Origin of the sequence: Ralstonia sp. AU12-08, from assembly GCF_000442475.1 — a bacterium.
Lineage (GTDB): Bacteria > Pseudomonadota > Gammaproteobacteria > Burkholderiales > Burkholderiaceae > Ralstonia > Ralstonia insidiosa.
The window spans coordinates 135,385-152,897 of record NZ_ASZV01000016.1; the positions used below are offsets into that span (position 1 = coordinate 135,385).

Annotated in this window: 17 protein-coding genes; 8 read left to right on the top strand and 9 right to left on the bottom strand. The window is 65.0% G+C overall.

Annotated features, from left to right (window positions below; translation table 11 throughout):
• Positions 1-13 precede the first annotated feature (13 nt).
• Together C404_RS40455 and C404_RS40460 are read left to right on the top strand one after the other, a co-directional pair.
• Complete coding sequence (locus tag C404_RS40455; RefSeq protein WP_021194481.1) at positions 14-898, top strand: LysR substrate-binding domain-containing protein; 885 nt, start codon at positions 14-16, stop codon at positions 896-898.
• A 76-nt stretch (positions 899-974) separates the two neighbouring features.
• On the top strand, positions 975-1,313 hold the full coding sequence (locus C404_RS40460; protein WP_021194482.1) for a zinc ribbon domain-containing protein YjdM: 339 nt from the start codon (positions 975-977) through the stop codon (positions 1,311-1,313).
• A 139-nt stretch (positions 1,314-1,452) separates the two neighbouring features.
• On the opposite strand, the gene C404_RS40465 is transcribed toward C404_RS40460, so the two are convergent.
• Positions 1,453-2,664: an MFS transporter gene (locus C404_RS40465; RefSeq protein WP_021194483.1), complete on the bottom strand. Its 1,212-nt coding sequence runs from the start codon at positions 2,662-2,664 to the stop codon at positions 1,453-1,455.
• Between the two features lie 76 nt (positions 2,665-2,740).
• Between C404_RS40465 and C404_RS40470 the strand changes: the two genes are divergently transcribed.
• Entirely contained in the window at positions 2,741-3,763 is a 1,023-nt protein-coding gene (locus tag C404_RS40470) for an AraC family transcriptional regulator (RefSeq protein ID WP_021194484.1), read from the top strand.
• A gap of 36 nt (positions 3,764-3,799) precedes the next feature.
• Here the strand turns inward: C404_RS40470 and C404_RS40475 are convergent, their stop codons facing one another.
• Complete coding sequence (locus C404_RS40475; RefSeq protein WP_021194485.1) at positions 3,800-4,717, bottom strand: LysR family transcriptional regulator; 918 nt, start codon at positions 4,715-4,717, stop codon at positions 3,800-3,802.
• Positions 4,718-4,963: 246 nt separating this feature from the next.
• On the opposite strand from C404_RS40475, the gene C404_RS40480 reads away from it, so the two are divergent.
• The 3 genes from C404_RS40480 to C404_RS40490 are packed head-to-tail and all read left to right on the top strand — an operon-like array spanning position 4,964 to position 9,012.
• A complete protein-coding gene (locus tag C404_RS40480; protein ID WP_021194486.1) occupies positions 4,964-6,265 on the top strand; it encodes an MFS transporter in 1,302 nt (433 codons plus the stop codon).
• 33 nt (positions 6,266-6,298) lie between these two features.
• The gene (locus tag C404_RS40485; RefSeq protein WP_021194487.1) at positions 6,299-7,510 is read left to right on the top strand and encodes a M20 aminoacylase family protein; all 1,212 of its coding nucleotides are present in this window, start codon (positions 6,299-6,301) and stop codon (positions 7,508-7,510) included.
• Positions 7,511-7,533: 23 nt separating this feature from the next.
• On the top strand, positions 7,534-9,012 hold the full coding sequence (locus C404_RS40490) for an amidase (RefSeq protein ID WP_021194488.1): 1,479 nt from the start codon (positions 7,534-7,536) through the stop codon (positions 9,010-9,012).
• Positions 9,013-9,028: 16 nt separating this feature from the next.
• Here the strand turns inward: C404_RS40490 and C404_RS40495 are convergent, their stop codons facing one another.
• The 4 genes from C404_RS40495 to C404_RS40510 form a co-directional block, all read right to left on the bottom strand.
• Complete coding sequence (locus tag C404_RS40495; RefSeq protein WP_021194489.1) at positions 9,029-10,150, bottom strand: dihydrolipoamide acetyltransferase family protein; 1,122 nt, start codon at positions 10,148-10,150, stop codon at positions 9,029-9,031.
• Positions 10,151-10,153: 3 nt separating this feature from the next.
• On the bottom strand, positions 10,154-11,134 hold the full coding sequence (locus tag C404_RS40500) for an alpha-ketoacid dehydrogenase subunit beta (protein ID WP_021194490.1): 981 nt from the start codon (positions 11,132-11,134) through the stop codon (positions 10,154-10,156).
• Entirely contained in the window at positions 11,127-12,212 is a 1,086-nt protein-coding gene (gene pdhA, locus C404_RS40505) for a pyruvate dehydrogenase (acetyl-transferring) E1 component subunit alpha (protein ID WP_021194491.1), read from the bottom strand. Before pdhA ends, C404_RS40500 begins: the two co-directional genes overlap by 8 nt.
• 123 nt (positions 12,213-12,335) lie before the next feature.
• Positions 12,336-12,998 (bottom strand): glutathione S-transferase family protein, encoded by a 663-nt coding sequence (locus tag C404_RS40510; RefSeq protein ID WP_021194492.1) that lies wholly within the window; start codon positions 12,996-12,998, stop codon positions 12,336-12,338.
• 268 nt (positions 12,999-13,266) lie between these two features.
• On the opposite strand from C404_RS40510, the gene C404_RS40515 reads away from it, so the two are divergent.
• Positions 13,267-14,592 carry a polyhydroxyalkanoate depolymerase gene (locus C404_RS40515; RefSeq protein ID WP_021194493.1) on the top strand — a complete coding sequence of 442 codons (1,326 nt, stop codon included), beginning with the start codon at positions 13,267-13,269 and terminating at the stop codon, positions 14,590-14,592.
• On the opposite strand, the gene C404_RS40520 is transcribed toward C404_RS40515, so the two are convergent.
• Positions 14,563-15,471 carry a LysR substrate-binding domain-containing protein gene (locus tag C404_RS40520; protein WP_031329250.1) on the bottom strand — a complete coding sequence of 303 codons (909 nt, stop codon included), beginning with the start codon at positions 15,469-15,471 and terminating at the stop codon, positions 14,563-14,565. The genes C404_RS40515 and C404_RS40520 overlap by 30 nt on opposite strands.
• Before the next feature lie 141 nt (positions 15,472-15,612).
• Between C404_RS40520 and C404_RS40525 the strand changes: the two genes are divergently transcribed.
• Complete coding sequence (locus C404_RS40525; RefSeq protein WP_031329251.1) at positions 15,613-16,302, top strand: FMN-dependent NADH-azoreductase; 690 nt, start codon at positions 15,613-15,615, stop codon at positions 16,300-16,302.
• Here the strand turns inward: C404_RS40525 and C404_RS40530 are convergent.
• Together C404_RS40530 and C404_RS40535 are read right to left on the bottom strand one after the other, a co-directional pair.
• Positions 16,299-17,159: a phosphodiesterase gene (locus tag C404_RS40530; protein ID WP_021194496.1), complete on the bottom strand. Its 861-nt coding sequence runs from the start codon at positions 17,157-17,159 to the stop codon at positions 16,299-16,301. The two genes, C404_RS40525 and C404_RS40530, sit on opposite strands and share 4 nt — an antisense overlap.
• Positions 17,159-17,513, bottom strand: a 355-nt coding sequence (locus C404_RS40535) for a TOBE domain-containing protein (protein ID WP_021194497.1), incomplete at its 5' end; no start/stop codon positions are given. The genes C404_RS40530 and C404_RS40535, both read right to left, overlap by 1 nt.

A 17,513-nucleotide genomic window follows, 5' to 3' on the forward strand; every position in this document is an offset into this window, starting at 1 on the left:
CGTAGGACTTACCATGGAACTGCAACAGCTCCGGTATTTCGTCGCCGTGGCGGAGACGGAAAACGTTGGGCGTGCTGCTGAGCGGCTGCACATCTCGCAATCGCCGCTCTCACGCCAGATCCGCCAGTTGGAAGATCACCTCGGGCTGCAACTGTTCGAGCGCGTCAAGCAGCGTGTGCGGCTGACCACCGCCGGCCGGGATTTCCTCCTGGAGGCTCGCAACCTGCTCGCCCAGGCCGAACGGGTGGAAGAGCAGGCGCGCCAGGCGGGCAGGGGAGAAGCCTGTACGCTCGGCATCGGCTACTGCGAAGGAGTGGTCCACAGTGGGCGGCTGCCGGTTGCCCTGCGGCAGTTCCGGGCGGCGTATCCGCGTGTGAACCTGAAGCTGTCGACCATGCGCTCCGGCGAACAGGCCGAGGCGCTGGAGCGTTCAGCGATCGACGTCGGCTTCGTCTACAACCCGCCAAAACCCGACGGCACCCTGGCCAGCCGCCTGCTGACGCGCGAGCCGTTTGTGCTGGCGATGGCCGAAGACCATCCGCTGGCCGCTCGGCCCACGGTGACGCCGCAAGACCTGGACGGCCTGCCGTGGATCGCGTTTCCCAAGGCACTCAACCCGGCGGGGCGCGTGCGGCTGCTGGAGGCGTGCGAATCGAGCGGATTCCGTCCGGATATCCAGTTCGAGGCGCCGCAGATCTCGATCATTCTGGGGCTGGTCGGTGCGGGCCTGGGGGTGGCCGTCATGCAGGACAGCATCCAGCGCATGAACCCGCCCGGCGTGGTGTTCAAGCGGGTGGATTGGTTGCCGCTGGCGGTGGAAGTCCATTTGCTCTGGCGGGCACAGGCGCAGAGTGCGGCGCTTTGTAACTTCATGGGTGTGCTCGGCACCCTGGCGTGACGATCATCAACCGTTGGGTGGCATCACGGCTGCTATAGTGCGGCCCGTTTCGCCAATTTCACGCAACTCGATCGATATGTCCGCCATTCCAGCTTGTCCGCTATGCGCCTCTGAAAACACCTACCAGGATGGCGAACTCTTCATCTGCCCAGATTGCGCGCACGAGTGGAACCCGGCAGCGCAGGAAGTCGAAGTGGAAGCCGAGCTCGTGATCAAGGACAGCAACGGCAATGTCCTGAACGTTGGCGATGCAGCCACGCTGGTCAAGGATTTGAAGCTCAAGGGTGGGTCGGGCACGCTCAAGGCCGGCACCAAGATCAAGAACATCCGCTTCGTTGCGGGCGACCATCCGATCGATTGCAAAATCGATGGGGTGAGCTATCTGCTCAAGCCGGAGTTTTTGAAGAAGGCTTAGTCAAGAACGGGTTGGGATCGGCGCTGCTGGTCCGTATCTTATTTAACATAATGCAAATTATGAGAAAAATATCCGGACCAGAGAACAGTGCCGCCAGCGAGCCGATCAGCTCATCAACCCGCCAGCCCGCATCCGCACATCACTCAGCCAGCGCAGCCACCATCCCAACCCGCTTCGGCACGCCTGCCACGATCGTTGCGACTGCGATGGCCAGCACGACTGCTGCGCCCACAAACACGCCAGCTGCACCGTTCGCGTCGAACACGACGCCGCCAGCCGCTGCGCCAGTCGCAATGGCAAGTTGGATGGCCGCGACGATCAGGCCGCCAGCACTCTCGGCCTCATCCGGTACCGTGCGCGTCACCCACGTCGACCAAGCCACCGGCACGCCACCGAACGCCATGCCCCACAGCGCGACGAGCACGGCGTCGATCAACGGCGCACGGCCCAGCGCGACAAGCGCAATGCCAAGTACGACCATCAGCGCCGGCATGCCGATCAGCATGGGCCGCAACCGATGTTCGAGCACCCGGCCTGCGAGCGACGTGCCGACGAAGTTGGCGATGCCGTAGCCGAGCAGGATTGCCGACAGCCCGTTCACGTCGACGCCCGAAACCTGCTCGAGAAATGGCCGCAAGTATGTGAAGAACGCGAAATGCCCGGTGAACACGAGGATCGTCGCGAACATCCCAAGGCCAACGGTTGGCCGGCGCAGCACGTCAATCAGCGTACGCAGCCGCGTTGTGCCGCTCGGCGGCATGCTCGGCAACGTCGCGACCTGCGACAGGAACGCGATACCGCCCAGCCCCGCTGCCACCAGGAACACGTTGCGCCAGCCGATCAGGTGGCCGAAATAGCTGCCGAGCGGCGCGGCTGCGATCGTGGCGACGGCCACCCCGCTGAAGATGATCGACAGCGCGCGCGGGACCATCGCGGCGGGCACGAGCCGCATTGCGGTCGCGGTTGCCATCGTCCAGAAGCCGCCGAGTGCAATGCCGAGCACCACGCGGCCGACCAGAATCGACGTCAGATTGGTCGCAAATGCAACCGCAAGGTTGGATGCAACAAGCAATGCCGAGAACGCCAGCAGCACGCGGCGCCGGTCAATTGAGCGGGTCGCGGCGGCGGTCAGCAGGCTTGTAACGAGGGCGACCGCAGCAGTGGCCGTCACGGCCTGCCCGGCAACGCCTTCGGTCACGCCCAGGCTTCCGGCCATTGGTGTGAGCAGGCTGGCGGGCAGGAATTCGGCCGTGACGAGCCCGAACACGCCGAGCGTCATTGCGAAGACTGCGCCCCAGGCCGGTTCACGGGGAGCCGCGATTGCGGCGGCAGTGGAGATGCCGGGATTCATGCGTCGTTCCGTATCAGGAAACATCAGGGAAAGTACCAATAAGACCACATGGTAGGGCCTGATGATGGGACGGTCTATGACATACAATCCGCTATTGTTGATTGATCGTCCGGAATCCATGTCCGAGCCCCTGCTTTCTCCCCTGCCCGACGTGCATGACCTTGTCAGCGAGCTGTTGCTGGGCATGCGGTTGAGCGGCGTCCAATACCGGCGCATCCAGGTCGCACGGCCCTTCGGGTTGAGCTTTGGCCATGCGCCGGGGCGCGCGCAGTTCCATTTCGTTGGGCGCGGGCCCGTGCTGCTGCGGGATGCGACTGGCGCGACGATGTGGCTTGAAGCCGGTGATGCAATCCTGCTGCCGCACGGCAGCACGCATGCGCTGATGTCTGACGCGGATGCCCCGTGTCGCGAGATCGGTGGCTTTGAGGCTGCAAAGATCTGCGACACGGTCGCGTCGGTCGGTGTGTCGCCGGCGTGCGCCGGGACGGAGCAGACGGCCGGCGATGCGCTGATCTTCAGCGCGTGCATGGAGCTGGATCTGGGCGGCATGCAGCCGCTTGTCGGCACGATGCCGCAGTTCATGCACGTCGGCACCCTGCTCGCCCGTTACCCCGAAATCCGCCCGATGCTCGACGCGATGGAGCGTGAATCGTGCTCAGAGCGTGCGGGTTTTGCGGGCATCCTCGCGCGGCTCGCCGATGTGGTGGCCGCATTCATCGTGCGTGGCTGGGTCGAGTGCGGCTGCGGCGATGCAACCGGCTGGGTGCAGGCACTGCGCGAGCCGAAGCTTGGCCGCGCGATCGTCGCGCTGCATCGTGATCCGGGCCGCAATTGGAGCGTTGCAGAGCTGGCTGCGCAAGCGGGCGTGTCGCGCTCCGTGTTTGCCGAGCGCTTTCTTGCGGCGACCGGGATGACGCCGGTCCGCTACCTGACCGAGCTGCGGATGCGGCTTGCCGCGCAATGGATCGCGCGTGACCACGAGGCGATCGAAGCTGTCGCCTATCGGCTTGGCTACGGGTCACTCGCTGCGTTCAGCCGGGCGTTCAAGCGCGTGGTCGGAAGGCCACCAGGAGCAGTACGCGCGGAAGCTGGCGCATGACGCACCACGCATGCCGGCGCGTCGTCTTGCCAACGTTCAGCGTTGGCGATAGCTCTGCGCAAAGTGCCGGATCTCCTTGCTGAACTCCGCACAGGCATGCGTCATCAGGTCGGCCGACCGATAGACCATGTAGACGTGGAAGTCGGGCAACTCGTCCTCCATTGGCAACACTTCCAGCGAGCCGGGCACCATGCGCAATGGTCCACCGGTGCCGCTGAAGACAAAGTCCGACCACATGCTGATGAGATCGGTCTTGGTGGCCAATTGCAGCCCGAGCAGATTGGATCCGCTCAGCACGATGCGGCGTGGGATGTCGAGCCGATGCAACCGCATCAGGCTGACCATCGGGCTGCCGGGGTCATCCAACGGGTCCAGCACCAGCCAGTCTGCGTCAAGTAGCGGGCGCAGCCGACGCACCCGTCGCAAGGGATGGCCGGGGCGCACGGCCAGGCGCATTGATACAGAGAACAGCGGTTCCCACTGAAAGCTTCCGGTGCCAGGCCCGCTGTTGCTGGAGATCAGTGCGAGATCGAGCCGCCCTTCGCGCAAGCCTTCCAGAAGTTGCTGCGGACGTTGCTCGAAGCCGCGCAGTGCAACGTTGGGAAAACGCGTGCGCAACGCTGCCATTGCGTCAGGTAGCGGTCCACCGGAGGCCACGGCGGTAAAGCCGATGTTGAGCTCAGCTTCTGCGTGCCCGCGGATGGATTCAATGTCTTCCAGCGCGTGACGCAACTCCTGTTCAACCACGCTGGCGCGCTTGACCAGCGCCATCCCATACGCCGTCAGGCTCACGCCACGCACCGAGCGCGACAGCAGCGTGACGCCCAGCTCCCGTTCCAGCTCAGCAATGGCCTTGGACAGCGCCGGCTGCGAGACATGCAGACTGCGCGACGCCTCATGGATGCTGCCGTGCTGTGCCACCGCCAGCAGGATGCGCAATTGGTGCAGCTTCATATGGCTCCTCCTCTTCACCATGGTGCACCCCGGCGATAGGTGACGCGGCCGTCTCTGCGCGTCTGATGCCTGTCGGGCAAGGCTTCGCGGGCTTTCCCTGATGGCGGATATGCACCGGTTATGGCGGTGATTCTATTTGGTTATCGGGATGAATATTTGCGATTTTTTCTGCGCGCGCGTTCCCGGAATACTTCATCGCCAAGGACTCAGAGAAGCCCTTCCCCAACATCGCGGATGGAGACCCCCATGAACGACGCCACCTTGCAGCCCGCACTGCCCGCCTCGGCCATTGCTGCACCCAAGCCCGCCGGTCAGGCGCGGTTGATTGCTGCATGCTCGATCGGCAATGCGCTGGAGATGTACGACTTCACGGTCTACAGCTTCTTCGCGTTGATGATCGGCAAGCTGTTCTTCCCGTCGGATAGCGCCTATGGCTCGCTGCTGCTGGCGGTGGCGACGTTTGGTATCGGCTTTGTGATGCGGCCGCTGGGCGGCTTCGTGATCGGCAACTATGCTGACCGCCGCGGGCGCAAAGCCGCCATGACACTGACGATCGGTCTGATGGTGATCGGCACGCTGTGCCTGGCGGTGGCGCCCACATACGCCACCGCAGGCCTGTTTGGCCCGCTGGTGATTCTGGCGGGGCGTCTGCTGCAAGGCTTTTCGCTGGGCGGTGAGATTGGTGCATCGACCGCCATGCTGATGGAGTCCGGCGGCATCAAGGGGCGTGGGTTTCGCGTGAGCTGGCAGTTGGGTAGCCAGGGCATTGCCGCGCTGTGTGGCGCGCTCACCGCCGCCATTCTGTACGGCAGCCTGTCGCCGGAAGCGCTGCAGAGCTGGGGTTGGCGCGTGCCGTTTTTCCTGGGCCTGCTGATTGCGCCGGTCGGTCTCTACATCCGATCCCATCTGGACGAAACCCATACGGCCGAAACGCACGCGCCCAGCCCGCTCGGCATGCTGTTCCGCGAGCACGGCGGGCTGGTGGTCAAGGGCGTTCTCACCATCATCGGTGGCACGGTGGGCACGTATCTGGTGATCTATTTCATGCCGACGTACATGATCCGCGAGCTGCATCTGCCAGCGTCGCTGTCGTTGCTTGCGGGTTGCGTGACTGGGCTGACCAGCTTTGGCGCTTCGCTGCTTTCCGGCTGGCTGGCAGACCGCCTGCCGCGGCGCAAGCCGCTGGTGGTGGGCGCAACGCTGGTCACTGTGGTGCTGCTCTATCCGGCCTTCTGGCTGATGACGCATTACCCGAGCGTGCCGCTGGTGCTGGCGCTCTCGGCGTTGCTCACCGGCACCCTGTACCTGGGCACCACGCCGATGCTGCTCATGATGATGGAGTTGCTGCCTATCAAGGTGCGCGCAAGCGGTCTGTCGGTCATCTACGCCATTGGCGTGACGGTGTTCGGCGGCTCGTGCCAGTTTGTCGTGACGTGGCTGCTGGCTCGCACCGGCAACCCGCTCTCCCCAGCCTTCTACATGATGGCGTGCAGCGCCATCACGTTGCTGACCGTGCTGAGCCTGCGCGAAGCGCGCGAGTCTCACTAACAACCCATTCCCATTCCAGCAAGGAGCCCCGACATGACCAAAGCGCCTACGCTCACGCCCTTCCAACTGCTGCCGCATCTGCTGCCCCCCATCCATATCGACGCAGAAACCTTCGTCAACATCCGCCGCCAGATCCACGCCCAGCCCGAACTGGGTTTCGAGGTGGGCGGCACGAGCATGCTGGTGGCTGATCTGCTGAAAAGCTGGGGCTACGAGGTGCACACCGGCATTGGCAAGAGCGGCGTGGTGGGCCAGTTGAAGCTCGGTAACGGCACGCGCAAGCTCGGTATCCGTGCCGACATGGATGCCCTGCCAATCGTTGAAGCCACCGGCCTGCCCTATGCCAGCCGCAACCACGGCAAGATGCACGCCTGCGGCCATGACGGGCACACCGCCATCCTGCTGGCGGCAGCCAAGGCACTGGCCGACAGCCGCAACTTTGATGGCACGCTCAACCTGATCTTCCAGCCCGACGAAGAAAACCTGTGCGGCGCACGCGCCATGATCGAAGACGGATTGTTCGAGCGCTTTCCGTGCGATGCCGTGTTCGCGCTGCACAACATGCCGGGCGTGGCGGCCGGCAGCTTCCGCGTCTTGCCGGGGCCGGTCAGTCTGTCTTCCGATGTGGCGGACGTCACCATCAAGGGCGTGGGCGGACACGGAGCGATGCCGCATCGTGCGAGCGATCCGATCGTGGCATCTGCGGCCATCATCACTGCGCTGCAGACCGTGGTGGCACGCAACGTGGCGCCGGATGACACCGCTGTGGTGTCGGTCGGTTTCATTCGTGGCGGCATGACGCATAACGTGATTCCAGAATCGGTGACGATCGGTGTCAACGTGCGCGCGGCGCGGCCGGAAACGCGCGCGATGGTGGAGAAGCGCATCCGCGAGATCGTCAGCCTGACCGCGCAAGCGCATGGCGTGGAAGCACAGATCGACTACCGTCAGCTCACGCCGCCGATGGTCAATACCTTGGCAGAAACCCAGTTTGCGCAACAGGTTTGCACTGAACTGGTTGGCGCGGAGAATGTCGTCACGCAGGCGCCCAAGGGACTCAACGGCAGCGAAGACTTCGCCTGGATGCTCAATCAGGTGCCTGGCTGCTACCTGATTCTTGGCAACGGCGAAGGCGAGTTTGGCGGCTGCATGGTCCACAACCCCGGTTACGATTTCAACGATCAGGTGTTGCCGCTGGGCGCAGCCTGCTGGGTGCGACTGGCGCAAACCTACCTGACCGCCTGATCCTCTGAGCGCAGATGAGAGCCATGCAAAACGTCGCCCTGTCCTCCGCAGCAACACATTCGCCGACGCACCAGGAGATCGTGCAGTGGAGTGCGATCGAGCTATCCAAGCGCATTCACGCGCGTGACGTTTCCTGCGTGGAAGTCATGGAAGCCTTCCTGGCCCAGATCGATCGCCTTAACCCAACGGTCAACGCCGTAGTGGCCCGTGTGGATGCAGCGTGGGCGATCGACCAGGCACGCGAGCGCGATGTGCTGCTGTCGCAAGGTCTGTCGGGCGGCTGGATGCATGGTTTTCCGCAGGCGCCCAAGGATCTGACGGCTGTCTCCGGCATGGTGACGACGATGGGCAGTCGTGCGCTGGCGCGTAATGTGCCGGCGCACGACGGCATCATGGCGGAGCGCCTGCGCCGGCAGGGCACGGTGTTCATCGGCAAGACCAATACGCCCGAGTTCGGCCTGGGCTCGCATACCTACAACCAGGTCTACGGGATCACGCGCAACGCGTGGGACCCGGCTCACTCGGCCGGTGGCAGCAGCGGCGGTACGGCCGTCGCGGTGGCGCTGCAGATGCTGCCGGTGGCAGACGGCAGCGACATGATGGGCTCGCTGCGCAATCCCGCCGCGTGGAACAACATCTATGGCTTGCGCCCCAGCCTTGGCCGTGTGCCCTACGGCCCCACCGGCGACGTGTTCTTTCAGCAGTTGGGCACCGAAGGCCCGATGGCGCGCAATCCGCAAGACCTTGCGTGGCTGCTCGCCACCCAGGCGGGCTACGACCCGCGCGCGCCGCTGTCATTGCAAGACGATCCTGCCGGCTTCACACGCCCGCTGCATCGCGATTTCCGGCAGGCGCGCATTGGCTGGCTGGGCGACTTTGGCGGCTATCTGGCCGTTGAGCCGGAAGTCATGGCCGTCAACGAGCGGGCGTTGGACATCTTCCGGAACCTGGGTTGCCACGTTGAGGCTGTGCAGCCGTTCTTCCCGATGGATGCGCTGTGGGAATGCTGGTGCACGCTGCGCGCCATGATCGTGACCGGCAACCTTGGCCAGTTGTACGCCAACCCAACCACGCGGGAGTTGCTCAAGCCCGAAGCCATCTGGGAAGTGGAACAAGGCCATCGCCGCGGGTTCGTTGACATCAACCGCGCCACCATCACCCGCGCGAACTGGTATCAGGCGTTGCTGGCACAGTTTGCCGAGTACGACTTCCTGGTCCTCCCGAGCAGCCAGACCGCACCGTTCCCGGCTGAGGAACATTGGCCCAAGACGGTTGCCGGTCGCGCGATGGATACGTATCACCGCTGGATGGAAGTCGTCATCGGCCCGACGCTGGCCGGTGTTCCAGCGGCAAGCTTGCCGTCGGGCTTCACAGCCGATGGTCTTCCGCTGGGTCTGCAGGTGATTGCACCACCGCGCTCGGACTTTGCCTTGCTGCAGCTTGCTGCGGCATGGCATGAGGCATTTGCGCCGGCGCACGGCACATCGCCCTTGCTGCGCTGATTGTCTGCAGCACGGACTACGCAGCGGCTTCCAGATCGGCAATCACTGCGGCCAGGAATCTTGCCGCTTCACCGCCGGTTACGACGCGGTGGTCAAACGTCAGGCTCAGCGGCAAGACACGGTGGACTGCAGGCGCGCCACCGGCCGCAACCACCTGCTCGTGGATGCGCCCTGCGCCCAGAATCGCCACCGTGGGCGGTACGACGATCGGTGCGGCATATTTGCCCGCGATCATGCCGAAGTTCGACAGCGTGATCGTGTTGCCGCGCAACTCTTCCGGTGGAATCTTGCGCGCCTTGATGTCCGCGCGCATGCGATCCAGCCCGGCACGCAGGTCGGTGGCATCCCGATGTGCGACGTTGCGCAGTACGGGCACAAACAACCCGTCTGGCAGATCCACAGCGATACCCACGTCGATTTTTTCCAGCACGTGGCGCCGCCCGGCGTTGCCATCAAACCAGGCGTTCAAGCCGGGCACGGCGCGGCAGCCGGCCACCAGCGCGCGGATCAGGCGGATCGTCACGTCCGTGCCCGGCGCCCAGGCGTGAATGTCGGCATCGTCGATGACGGTGGCAGCAGCCACCTCGTTCTGCGCACGGGCCATGTTCTGGGCCATCGCACGTCGCACGCCGCGTAGCACTTCGGGTGGGCCCAGGTCGGCAAACGTCTTGGCGGCACGTTCGACATCGGCGGCGGTGATCACGCCATCCGGCCCCGACGGCGTCACCATCGAGAGGTCCACGTCCAGCTTGCGCGCCAGTGCACGGACAGCGGGCATCGCCTTGACGCCACCCGCTCCAGCGCCTGCAGCGCCTCGGCCCAGCGCGGCGGGCGCTTCGTGCACCACGCGCTGCCCTGCGGGCATCTGGCCCACCACCGTGCCGGCATCAGCGTCCTGTCCACCTGCGCCTTCAAAAGCGACCAGCGCCGCACCAAGGTGCACGATGTCGCCGGGCTGGCCGAACAGCTTGGCAATACGGCCCGATTGCGGCGACGGAATCTCCACGATCGCCTTGGCGGTCTCCACCGATACCAACGGCTGATCGGCCTGGATGGCATCGCCCACCTTGACGTGCCACTCCACGATCTCCGCCTCTTGCAGCCCCTCACCGAGGTCCGGCAGTTTGAAGACGATCATTGTTCAGGCGCCCTCCAGCGTTTTCCAGACCGCCGCGAGAATGCGTTCCACGCTCGGCAGGTAGTGGTGTTCAAGCCGGGGCAGCGGCATGACCACGTCGTAGCCCGTCACGCGCTGCACGGGGGCCAGCAGCGAGTACAAGCCGTGCTCCGCAATGTTGGCGGCAATCTCCGCGCCGACCCCTGACGTGCGGGCGGCCTCGTGCACGATCACGCACCGGCCGGTCTTGGCCACCGATGCCAGGATCGAATCCATATCCAACGGCTTGAGCGTGGCCACGTCGATCACCTCGGCGGCGATGCCCTCTTCGGCAAGCTGGTCGGCAGCGGCCAGCGTTTCCTGCAAGGCACCGCCCCAGCTCACCAGCGTGACGTCGGTGCCGTCGCGCAGTACGAAACAGGTGTCCAGCGGCAGGGCTTGGCCGTCGTCTTCCACTGGTTGTTTGAACACGCGATACAGCCGCGTCGGCTCAAAAAAGATCACCGGGTCCGGATCACGAATGGCTGCCAGCAGCAGCCCATACGCCCGCGCGGGAGACGACGGCACCACCACGCGCAGCCCCGGCATATGCGTGAACAGCGCCTCAGGGCTTTCCGAGTGGTGCTCAGGCGCGTGGATGCCGCCGCCGCTGGGCGCGCGAATCACCATCGGGCACGACAGCCGTCCGCGCGTGCGATTACGCAACCGCGCGGCATGGTTGAGCACGTTGTCGATGGCCGGATAGATGAAACCGCTGAACTGGATCTCGACCACCGGTTTGAGACCCACCGCCGCCATGCCGATGGCCGCGCCGGCCAGCGCGGTTTCCGCCAGCGGGCTGTCGAGCACACGCTGCGTCCCGAAGCGTGCCTGCAAGCCCACCGTGGCACGGAACACACCACCATTGACGCCAATGTCTTCGCCCAGCAGCACAACGGACGGGTCGTGCTCCAGCGCATGCGCCAGCGCCAGGTTGACGGCCTCGACGAGGTTGACGTCAGCCATGTGCACCTCCGTTGGAGGCGAATGCCAGCGCCATGGCACGCTGCCACTCAAGTGCGCTGGGCAAGGTCGCGTACAGGTGGTCGAACATCGCTTCCGGCCCCGGATGTTCGACAGCCATGTATTCGGCAACCGCCTCTTCCACCTGCGCATAGCAGGCGCGTCCGAGTTGTTCTTCCTGCGCCTTGTCCCACGCGTTCACGCTGGTCAGGTACTTGCGCAGTCGCAGAATGGGCTCGGCTTCCCACGCTTGCTTGACGATGTCGGAATCGCGGTAGCGCGTGGCATCGTCGGCGGTGGTGTGGTCGCCCAGGCGGTAGGTCACGGCTTCAATGAGCGTGGGGCCGCCCCCTGCCCTGGCGCGATCCAACGCTTCCTGCGCGGCTTGTCGCACCGCAATCACATCGTTGCCGTCGACCTGCAGGCCGGCAATCCCGGCGGCGATGGCCTTTTGCGCCAGCGTCTGCGCAATGGTCTGGCGATTGCGCGGCACCGAGATCGCCCACTGGTTGTTGTTGATGAGGATTACCAGCGGCGCGTTCCACACGCCCGCGAAGTTCATGCCTTCGTAGAAATCGCCCTTGGAGGTGCCACCGTCACCGATGATCGCGACCGCCACGCGGGGCTCGCCGCGCAATTGAAACGCGTAGGCCGCGCCCGCTGCGTGGCACACCTGGGTGCCGATCGGTACGCAGTTCGGAAAATCATTGGGCACCCTGCTGAACGCGCTGCCGCGCTCGTCACCGCCCCAGTACAGCAGGCTCTCGGCCATCGTGACGCCACGCAGCAATTGCGCGCTGTGATCTCGATAGGACGGAAACAGCACGTCGTCCGGGTGCATGACGCTGGCGACGCCCACGCCAATCGCCTCCTGCCCCACAGAAGACGCGAACGTGCCGAGCTTGCCGGTGCGCTGCAGCGCAACCGCCTTGGTGTCGAATGCACGGGTGAGCACCATCGCGCGATATAGCGCGAGGAGCGTTTGCACGTCCTGCGCAAACGCCGGGAGTTGCTGGACCGGCTTGCCCTCGCGATCCAGGACCTGCAGAAAATCGATCTGAAAGCTGCCGACCGTGGTCATGACTGCAGCCCCTTTGTTCTTTTGGTCTCCTTCCCACACTAGACGTTGGGCGACCGAAAACAAGTCCAGCCGTTTGGCTGAGGCGCGGGGGCGCTTCCGTTTTTGCGGTGCAGCGTGCCGCGTTCAGAACTCGACGTCCAGCTCGTCGATGTCTTCGGTCTCAAGCTGGGCGGCTTCCATCCACTCGCGCACGAACGGATGTTTGAGCACGGTCGCGCAGTACCCGGCGATATCGGGATCGAGCTTGACGTCGTAGGTAAGAAAGCGCGTCACGACCGGGGCGTACATTGCATCGGCCATGCCGGGTGCCTTGCCGAACAGCCACGGGCCACCATAGCGCTGCAGGCATTCTCGCCAGATGGCGACGATGCGTTCGATATCGTCCTGCGCGCGCGACCAGACCCGGAAGTTGGGAAACTGCGCGCGCAGGTTCATCGGCAGTGCAGAGCGCAGTGCGCTGAAACCGGAATGCATCTCGCCGCAGACGGCGCGGCAATGCGCGCGCGCCGCGCGGTCGGCCGGCAGCAGATGCGCTTGCGGACGGATCTCGTTGAGGTATTCGGCAATGGCAAGGGTGTCCCACACCTTGATGCCCTCGTGGTGGAGACACGGCACGAGAATCGACGGCGACAGCAGCAGCAACTCCGCACGCGCGGCGGCATCGTCGACCGGCACCACCACCGTTTCGAACTCGATGCCCGCCAGCCGGGCGAGCAGCCAGCCACGGAACGACCACGACGAATAGTTGCGGCTGCTGATGGTCAGCGTAGTGGTCGTCCGGCTCATGGCGGTCTCCGTGGGTGCCTGCCTGGGCGCGCTTCACCAAATCTGGACGTTCTGCACCGAAACGCCGCATGCGCACCATTGCGTGACGTGGCGCGCAGCCCGCGCAACGCGGGCCGTCGTCGCCTGGCGCGCGTTATGTTGCCCTGGATGGCGCGCCGTGCCTGGCGATTTGCAAACACCATGCCAGTGCAAACCGGTCTGGCATATGACTTGCCTTGCTCCATGTCTGACCGGTACGCCCGCGCTGCAGGCTTGCGCCAACGACGCTATGAACATCCTTGCCTATCCCGCCTACCAGGCGATCACGGAGCTGATGCGGCCGTGGCGGGATGCTGCAGCCATTGCACGGGCAACGATCGCCGCGAACCCCACATTGGCCGAGAGCCCGCACGGCCGCTACATCGATGCCTGCTGTGAACTCGTACAGATGGCTGGCCTATCGCACCACCGGCCGCCCTTTGGAATCGACACCGTGCGCTCGGGCGGCGAGCCTGTCGCCGTAACGGAAGAGATCGTCTGCAATACCCCCTTTGGCGCGTTGCTGCATTTCCGCAAGGCCGGCGGTCCGCAACAGCCACGGGTGCTGATCGTCGCGCCAATGTCCGGACATTTCGCCACGCTGCTGCGCGGTACCGTGCGGACCATGCTGGCCGACCACGATGTGTACATCACCGATTGGCATAACCCGCGCGACATTCCACTGTCCGCCGGCAGTTTTGGTTTTGGCGACTACGTTGGCCACGTTATTGGGTTCCTGCAACAACTCGGGCCCGATGCTCACCTCGTGGCGATCTGCCAACCCACCGTGGCCGCGCTGGCCGCCGTGGCGCTCATGGCTGAAGACGGCGACCCCGCCCAGCCCGCCAGCATGACGCTGATGGCTGGGCCGATCGACTGCCGCGTCAATCCGACCAAGGTCAACGCACTGGCCAACAGCCGGCCGATCGAGTGGTTCGAGCGCAACCTGATCAGCGTGGTGCCGGCAGGCTTTGTGGGCGCGCAACGGCGCGTGTACCCAGGCTTCATGCAGTTGTGCGCCTTCATGTCGATGAACCTGGATCGGCACGCGGCATCGTTCTCTGACCTGCACCGCGAGCGCGCAAAGGGCGACCCAACCAAGGCCGAGGCGATCCGCACGTTCTACGAGGAGTACTTCGCCACCACTGACCTGACGGCCGAGTTCTACCTGGAAACCGTGAGCACGGTGTTTCAGCAGTACGCGCTGCCGCTCGGGCAGTTGCACGTAGGTGGCCGACGGGTCGAGCCGCGTGCCATCCGCCACACCGCCTTGTTGACCATCGAGGGCGAGAAGGACGACATCTGCGCGGTCGGCCAGACGGTGGCCGCGCAGGACTTGTGCAGCAGTCTTCGCCCGTACATGAAGCGGCACCACGTGCAGACCGGCGTGGGGCACTACGGTGTATTCAACGGCCGCAAATGGGAAACGCAGATCTACCCGATGGTGCGCGCCACCATCCACGACCACGAGCCGCGTGAGCGCAGCACAGCCGCGGCGTCGCAGGCCGGTGGTCAGGTTGTCAGCCTGCGCAGCTGGATCGAGTCTTCAAAGGCCGCGGCTCCCGGCCAGACGTAGCCAATCCCACACGGCTCGCACGGCGCCTTCGTCCAGGCGTGTTGCTGGCATCACGGCCCAAAACGCATAGCGGCGAATGACCGGCCCGTCGAACGGTTGCACGAGCGCGCCCGCCTCCAGCGCGTCGCGCACCAACGGCAGGTTCGCCAGGATCACGCCCTGCCCCGCCATGGCCGCAGACATGGCGTGCCCATCGTCGGACAGCACAATGCCCGACCCGATCTTGAGCACGTGTTCGATGCCAGCCGCACGGGCCCACAGAGGCCAGCCGATGGGTTGCGGCAACGTGCGCTGCCATTCCGAATGGATGAGCGGCACATGCGCCAGATCGTCGTGCGAACGGATGTTCAGCCCTGGGTGGCAGACCGGTGCATAGGCGTCGTCAAAGAGGTGCTCGGCGACGAGGCCAGCGCTGGCGGCAGGCAACTCGCCATAGCGCACGGCCAGATCCGCACTGCCGCCACGCAGGTCGACCACCGTGTCAGACGCATGGATGCGCAGATCCACCGCCGGATGCTGCGTGGCGAACTCCCCAAGCTTGGGCACCAGCCAGCGGGCAGCCAGCCCCATTGGCGCGGTGAGCGTGACGCGCTGGCGTGCCGGCTGAGCCTCCGGCGCCCGGATGGCATCGACGGCCTGCGCAAACGCATCAAAGCCGGTGTTGAGCACCGGATACAGCCGCTCGCCGGCCTCCGACAACCGCAGCGCGCGCACCTGCCGCTCGAACAGCGTCACACCCAGCGTCTCTTCCAGCCGGCGGATCTGGTGGCTGATGGCCGTGGGCGTGACCGACAGCTCGTCGGCAGCGCGCTTCATGCTGAGATGGCGCGCGGTGGCCTCAAAGGCCCGCAGCGCGCTCAGGGGTGGGAGTTTTCGCATGCGCGGATTGTGTCACGGGCACGTTACCCGCATCGTCGGCATGGATGAATCCATGTCATCCATCGTGCGCAAAACATGTCGTTTGTCGCAGTGCAGCGCGGTTCATAGAGTGGGCACACCTCCACTCACAACGGATTCGACATGACCCGTCTTCTGCACCTCGATTCCAGCGCCCGGCCGGGCAGTTCCGACACGGCTCGCCACGGTTCACACACCCGCCGGCTCTCGGCACGTTTCGTGGCGCGCTGGCGCGAACGTGATCCCAATGCGCACGTCATCTACCGGGACATCGGTGCCGAACCGCCCTCGCCCGTCGGCGGCCGCTGGGTCCATGCTGCATTCACGCCACCCGCGCAACGCGAACCGTGGATGCACGATCGGCTTGCGCAAAGCGACGCACTGATCGACGAGTTGCTCGCTGCGGATGTGATCGTGGCCGGCGTGCCCATGTACAACTTCGGCATGCCTGCGCAGTTCAAGGCGTACATCGACAACATCGTGCGCGTGGGTCGCACCTTCGGCTTCGACCGCAGCCGCGCTGGTGAGCCCTACTGGCCGCTGCTTGCTGGCATGAACAAGCGCCTCGTCATTCTCAGTTCACGCGGTGATTTCGGCTATGGCCCTGGTCAGCGCATTGCCCACATGAACCACGTGGAAGGCGGCGTGGCCACCGCTTTCGGCTACATCGGCATCACCGATGTGGCATCGGTTGCGATTGAGTACGACGAATTTGCGGATGATCGGCTGCGTGCGTCGATTGCATCCGCAGAAGCCGATGTCGATGCGCTGGCCGCACGCATGGCAACCAGCGCGATTGTTAAAGCCGCCTAGTCGATCAACTGGCCATCCGGCTCGAAGAACGGGTGCGGGCCATCAAACTCGCCCACGTAGGCGAGATGGCTCACCAGCCCCTGGCCCGGCACCCACGCGTGCACCTTGTAGGCAGGCGGCTCCATCACGAAACCGGGTTCGCCTGCCGGGTCCAGATCCAACGCCACCTGGTGCGCGGGCGATGGGCAGGTTGATGCCACCGTGCCCGCAAAGCGCACGTCGATGGAGCGATGCAGATGGCCGCAGATGATGCGCTCAACATTGCCGGCGGCGCGCACGATCTGCGCGAACGGCGGGATGTCATCTTCGGCCAGCGACTGCACATCCATGTGATGGATGCCCGTGGCAAACGGCGGATGGTGCATGGCAATGACGGTCGGGCGCTGCGTTTCCTGCGCCAGCGCTTCTGTCAGCCAGTCGAGCCGCTGCGCGCCCAGGCGGCCGCCCGGATGGCCGGTGTCCAGCGTGTCGAGCACGATCAGGCGCACGTCGCCGCGCGTGTCACCAATATCGGTCCAGTACTGGAAGGCATGCGGGTCTTGTGCAGCCGACGGAATGGGCGCGAGCCAGTCGGCAAAGGCTTCACGCGCGGCGTCTCGGGCGTCATGGTTGCCGAGCACCGGCAGCATGCGGATGCCTGCTGCATCCAGTGGTGCCAGCACGGCGCGCAGGTGCGCGTATTCCTCGGGGGAGCCGGCATCCACCAGATCGCCGGTCAGCACGATGGCCTCGGGCCGCTCCGGCTGCGCGAGGATGTGCGCCACGGTACGTGCCAGATAGGCAGCGGAATCCACACGCCGATACGCCAGCCGCCCCGGGCGCTTGATATGCAGGTCAGTCAGTTGCAGGAAGTGCATCACGCTTGCAAGGTGAGGAGGCGGTCTGCCGGAACATCAAAGCCGACCGCATGGCCCGGCGCAAAATGCTGCCGGCCGGGCACGTCAATGAACAACGGCGTGGCCGACACCCCTGCCACGCGCACACGGGTGCGGAACCCGAGAAACACCGCCGATTCCACCGTACCCTTGAGCGCGGCATGCGCCGGATCGGCCAGCACGGCATCTTCCGGGCGGAAGAACACGGTATCGCCCTCGCCCGCCAGCACGGGCACAAGCCCACCCGCACAGACAAACGCTCCATCGCGCCGCAGGCCGTCGAGCCGGTTCATGATGCCGATGAAATCCGCCACATGCCGGTTGGCCGGCTGGAAG